At 37.3% G+C, this 5,812-nt stretch carries 4 protein-coding genes; 3 read left to right on the top strand and 1 reads right to left on the bottom strand.

All coding sequences use genetic code 11. From position 1 onward, the window contains the following. Positions 1 to 297: 297 nt before the first annotated feature. Positions 298 to 2,571: a helix-turn-helix domain-containing protein gene (locus A33Q_RS15660; protein WP_009036469.1), complete on the bottom strand. Its 2,274-nt coding sequence runs from the start codon at positions 2,569 to 2,571 to the stop codon at positions 298 to 300. A 212-nt stretch (positions 2,572 to 2,783) separates the two neighbouring features. Between A33Q_RS15660 and A33Q_RS15665 the strand changes: the two genes are divergently transcribed. The 3 genes from A33Q_RS15665 to A33Q_RS15675 are packed head-to-tail and all read left to right on the top strand — an operon-like array spanning position 2,784 to position 5,706. After that, positions 2,784 to 3,485, top strand: a complete 702-nt coding sequence (locus A33Q_RS15665) for an SDR family oxidoreductase (protein ID WP_009036470.1) — start codon at positions 2,784 to 2,786, stop codon at positions 3,483 to 3,485. A 5-nt stretch (positions 3,486 to 3,490) separates the two neighbouring features. Then, complete coding sequence (gene ispG / locus A33Q_RS15670) at positions 3,491 to 5,470, top strand: (E)-4-hydroxy-3-methylbut-2-enyl-diphosphate synthase (protein ID WP_009036471.1); 1,980 nt, start codon at positions 3,491 to 3,493, stop codon at positions 5,468 to 5,470. Positions 5,471 to 5,514: 44 nt separating this feature from the next. Next, positions 5,515 to 5,706 carry a DUF6728 family protein gene (locus A33Q_RS15675; protein WP_009036472.1) on the top strand — a complete coding sequence of 64 codons (192 nt, stop codon included), beginning with the start codon at positions 5,515 to 5,517 and terminating at the stop codon, positions 5,704 to 5,706. Positions 5,707 to 5,812 lie beyond the last annotated feature (106 nt).

The following is a 5,812-nucleotide window of genomic DNA, read 5'->3' on the forward strand; positions in this document are numbered from 1 at the left end:
TTTTGGCGTTTATAGGGGCAAGCCGGAGACAAAGTGCTTTCGAAGTTCATTATTCGATGTTCGCTATTTCATAATTTCGAATAATGAATGATGAATATTGAATCAAGAAGTTGTATGAAAGAGTAAGGATGAAAAATAGAAAAGGTATCAGAAGACCCAAGGATCTCGTAAATCGGCTATCGTAAGATTTAGAAACTGAGCTGGTTTGTTGGATATTCTTAACTTCAGATAAAATCAAAGAGCTGACAGGGCGTTGAAACTAAATAGAATTAGGGTTTACTGTTATAGTGTCTCGATTTACTTTTTTTCCTTAACCAAACCCAAATGTGCTGCAACCATTTTTAAAGTTCCATAATCGTATATCCCTGGCATTTCTTGTCTTATTTTCACCAAGTCGGCATCGTATCTTCTTATAACTGCTGAAATTTGGTCTATAATCTCTTGTTCCATGTGGGTTGAAAGTAAAACTCTGCCTTTTTGAATTCCTTTTGCTAAATGTCCTTTGATAGTTGACTCAGCTAGGCCCCTTTGAATAGCAATCTCTTCTATGCTAGCACCCTGATCACTCATTAAGTAAGTGATTTCAAAAGTCTCCCCTTTTTCAAGCTTTACACTGGGACTTCCTTTTTTCCGTTTGCCGGTTTTATTCTTCAAAAATTTAGGGTTTTCTTTTGCTAGCTTTTCTGCTTCTTTTGCAAGTTTGGAGCGAATATATGAAACATCGAGGTCTATACTTTCAAGCTTTCCTAAAGCTTGATTTTGGATAATAGAAAGTATTACTTTTGCTGCTTTTTTGACTTGGGTCAATTTCTTTAAAATCGATAATTGTATATCATCTAGCTTATCTCTGTATGTTTGCGTTTTGGATAACCTTTCAACTTCTGTGTGGTGTAATAGTAAGTGGAAAAGAATGTTTTCAAGTTTTCCTTCATAGTATTTTTCAGCTTTCTCAAGTCTTTCCTGAAGATGCGAAATATTTTGCTCTTGAATTAGCCTGCTTAATTGATTTCGAAACTTCCCCAAATAGTCAAGTTCCGCTATTACCAGCTCTTTTAATTTGCCAACAGCTGTTCTCATTTCCTCATCTTCAAATTCTAAAGAGCTGTCAGCATTTTTTTCAAAAATCGTAATTGAATCCAAAATGTCTTTAAAATCGAAAGTTTGATAAATCAGTTTTTGGAGATAGTTTTTTTGCCCATGTTCTAAAACCGTGGTTAGGGGAGGTAGGGATTCTGTACTTTTTGAAAAAGTAACAACACTAGGGTCATTATTAATTGCATTTGTAGAAATTCTTGTCCTTAGAATCAAGCCATCCATTGACCTTAACCTGCTTAATGCAACATAAACCTGACCCGGAGCAAATGCTTGCCCCACATCAATTACTGCTTTTTCAAAAGTAAGCCCTTGACTTTTATGAACTGTTACAGCCCAAGCCAATTTAATTGGGTACTGCTCAAATGTGCCAATTACTTCTTCTTCTAATTCTTTGGTGTCTTCATTGATGATATATTTTTTATTCTCCCAAATCTCTTTTTTCAATTTATAGCCATCTTCACGACCTTCAAAAGTCACTGTTATTTCATCATTACTCAGGTCTTTTACCTTCGCCATTTTTCCATTGAAAAATTCAGATAGCCCACTTGTATCGTTTTTTATGAACATGATCTGAGCTCCAACTTTCAGCTCAAGCACTTTGGGCAAGGGGAAAAGGCCTTCTGGAAAATCCTTCGCTATGACGGCTTCAAATTGATGAAGCTTTCCCGAAAGTTCATTCAGAGCTTTTCGATTGATATCCTCTGCTTTATAATTGTGTGTAGTGATAGTAATGGCGTCTTCTACTTTCTTTAATTCTTCCTGTGATTTGAAGTAAGAATTAAGAATTTTTACATCATTCTCTGTGACTTTATTCTCTCTGAGGTTGTTTAAAATTTCAATAAAAGTATTGTCCCGCTGCCTGAAAATCTTGTCTAGTTCTAAATACACCATGCCGGAATTTCTAAGAGCCTGAGCTTCAAAAAAATGCATGCTTTTGTAAAATTTACCCAAAACTCTCCATTCATGATTTTTTACAATCGGTGGCAATTGAAATAAGTCTCCAATCATTAATACCTGAACTCCACCAAATGGCTCATTGAAATTTCTTTTAACGGTCTTGAGCCTGAAATCAATTGCATCTAGAATATCAGCCCGCAACATACTTACTTCATCAATAATCAAAAGATCTATAGATTTCAATACTCCCCTCCTGGCAGAATTTAGTGGGTGTCTTCTACTTAAAGTTTGTTGTGTATAAAAGTTAGCTCCTGTTCCAAAATTTCCATCAGGTTCTTGAGTCGGTAAGAAAGATCCCAAAGGAAGTAAAAATTGAGAATGAATAGTCACCCCTCTTGCGTGTAATGCTGCTATTCCTGTTGGTGCGACTACTACATATTTTTTATAAGTGAGGTCTCCCAGACTTCTTAAAAAGGTTGTTTTCCCAGTACCAGCCTTACCTGTCAAGAATATAGGGCTGTTCGTGCTATTTACAAATTGGGATGCTAACTCCAGCTTGTCAGTAACTTGATCTTCCATGCGATAAAAATAGTGTAAAAAGCTCCTTTAAAAGAGGATTAACCGTTTAAGTTCGCAAATCTTTCAAAAAAATGTAACTTTGCTATCGCTAGATAGTTGTCATACTAACTATTGAAATACTAAGGACTTTAAGAGAACTGAATGGGTTTGGTTCCGAATTATTGGTAGTTGAAAAAGTAAGAAATTTGGGGAAAGCGAAATACAGTTATAAAATGGCGAAAAGCATATTGGTTACCGGTGGAACGAAGGGCATAGGCAGAGCGATCATCGAAAAGTTTGCAAATGAAGGTTTTGATATTTTTACATGCAGTAGAAATCAAAATGAGCTAGAAAGCTTGAAAACAGAAATTGAAGAAAAATTCGGGATAAATGTGTATGTTAAAAAAGCTGATCTTTCTAAAAGGGAGGAAGTTTTGGCTTTTGCAGAGAGTGTGAAAAAAGTAGGTGAACCAGATGTGATTGTTAACAATTCAGGAGTTTTTTTGCCAGGCTCTATTCATTCAGAACCTGAAGGGAATTTTGAGTTAATGATGCATACCAATCTTTTTTCTGCATATTACCTGACAAGATATTTCGTAAAGGGAATGATTGAAAAGAGCCATGGTTATATTTTCAATATTGGTTCTATAGCCGGACTTACGGCCTATGAAAACGGAGGGAGTTATGCTATATCCAAATGGGCAATGCTGGGTATGACCAAATGCCTTAGGCAGGAACTTAAAGGTCATCATATAAAAGTAACATCAGTGATGCCTGGAGCAACTTTTACTGCAAGCTGGGAAGGGGTTGATATTCCCGAAAGTAGGTTTATGAAAGCTGAAGATGTTGCAGATGCCGTTCTTGGAGCTTATAAACTTTCGCCGAACTCTGTTGTTGAAGAAATAATCATTAGACCGCAATTAGGAGATCTGTAAATAGAATGGAGACCAAACTCATGTTGGATAAGAATAAATACTGCGATAGCCTTACAGGTTATTCTAGGAGAAAAACAATTCCTGTTAAGGTCGGGGAGGTTATCATAGGAGGTGACAATCCTATTGTGGTACAGTCTATGACCACGGTAGATACTATGGATACACAAGGGTCTATAGAGCAATGTGTTAGGATGATTGAGAGTGGTTGTCAACTGATCAGAATAACCGCACCAAGTATCAAAGAAGCAGAAAACTTGAGAGAGATTAAGCGCGGGCTTCTTGAAAAAGGGTACAGTACACCACTAGTCGCTGACATACATTTTACTCCAAATGCTGCAGAAATAGCTGCTAAAATCGTGGAGAAAGTCAGGATCAACCCTGGAAATTACGCTGACAAAAAAAAGTTCGAAGTCATCGAATATCCAGATGAAAGTTATCAGGAAGAACTGGAGAGAATCCGTGAGCGCTTCCTTCCCCTAGTGAAAATATGTAAAGAGCACGGTACAGCAATGAGAATTGGTACTAACCATGGTTCTTTATCAGACAGAATCATGAGCAGGTATGGAGATACCCCACTTGGAATGGTTGAATCTGCCTTGGAATTTTTGAGAATCTGTGAGAATGAAAATTATCATGATATTGTGATTTCTATGAAATCTTCCAATACTCAGGTTATGGTGCAAGCTTACAGACTTTTGGTCAATAAGTTAGAAGAAGGCGGATTCAAACCTTATCCACTTCACCTGGGCGTTACTGAGGCAGGTGATGGGGAAGACGGTAGGATCAAGTCAGCTGTTGGAATCGGTACGCTTTTGGAAGATGGGCTTGGGGATACAGTTAGAGTTTCCTTGACTGAAGATCCGGAATTCGAAGCGCCAGTGGCAAAAGCATTGGTGGATCGATATTCAAATCGAAAGAATCATTTGCCAATTGAAGAGGTAATCCATTACCCGATCAATCCTTTTGAATATACCAAAAGGCAAAGTTCTGAAGTAGGAAACTTTGGAGGGAGCAATGTGCCAAGGGTGATTACTGATATATCTTCAATTGAGAAAATCAGTGAAAAAGAGATGAAGCATGTGGGTCATTTTTATCTTCCAGAACTGGACAAATGGAAAATGAATGACCAAGGGGCTGATTTTATTTTTTCGGGAGATAATCCAATCCCATTTATGCTTCCAAACGGAATGAAAGAAATCCAGAATTATGAAGTTTGGAAAAAATCTGAAGATCAGGTTAACAAGTTTCCTTGTTTCAACATTGATCAATGGAAGGAAAGGAATTCCCAACATCAAACATTGAATTTTCTTGAACTGGAGGATATAGCAGTACAAAGTTCAATTCCATTAATTCAGAATAGGAAAGACCTTGTTATTATTTTATTTACTAATAACGATCATTCTTTGGCAGCTATAAGAAGAGCTTTTGTGAGATTGCTTGAGCAAAATATTGATATTCCTGTAGTGATCAAATTGAATTACCCTGACCAAGATAAAGACCAGACCATGCTCAATGCAGCAACCGATGCCGGTGGAATGTTGGTCGATGGGCTAGGAGATGGGATTATGTTGGGAATATCTGCTAAAACCAGTCAAGAAAAACTCTCCATTTTGGATACGGTCAAATTGCATAATTCAGTTTCCTTTGGGGTCTTGCAGGCAGCGAGAACGCGAATGTCAAAAACTGAATACATTTCATGTCCTTCCTGTGGCAGAACCTTATTTGATCTGCAGGAAACTACTGCAATGATCAGAAAAAGAACAGATCACCTTAAAGGTGTGAAAATCGGTATCATGGGATGTATTGTAAATGGGCCAGGTGAAATGGCAGATGCGGATTTTGGGTATGTAGGATCTGGAAAAGGAAAGATTACGCTCTACAGAGGCAAAGAGGTGGTGAAGAGGTCTGTTCCGTCCGAAAAAGCAGTAGATGAGTTGATTGAAATTATCAAAAAAGACGGCATGTGGAATGAACCTGAAGCCTGATTATTTGTTCTAAGGGTAAACTATCCAACTTAAAGCGTATTGTAATGGCAAAAAGTAAATTCAAGGAATTTTTTCAACTTGGCGAAGTTGCCAATTACTTCATACGGGTTTTTCAGAAACCTGATCCTGGCAAACCTTCTAATTTCAATCTTAGGATGATGCACGGGATCAATAAAATTTCAATTTTGATGTTTTTGGCTGCCATCATCATCTGGACAGTGAAAAGGTGCTCTTGAAAAAGTATACAACCAGGCGAAAGTTAAATTCAGGTTGTTATTTTTTCTATTGAAGGGCATCTGTATCTTAGGAAAATAAATCATTTTATATGAATATCCGCCTACA

The sequence above is a fragment of the Indibacter alkaliphilus LW1 genome (assembly GCF_000295935.2).
GTDB lineage: Bacteria > Bacteroidota > Bacteroidia > Cytophagales > Cyclobacteriaceae > Indibacter > Indibacter alkaliphilus.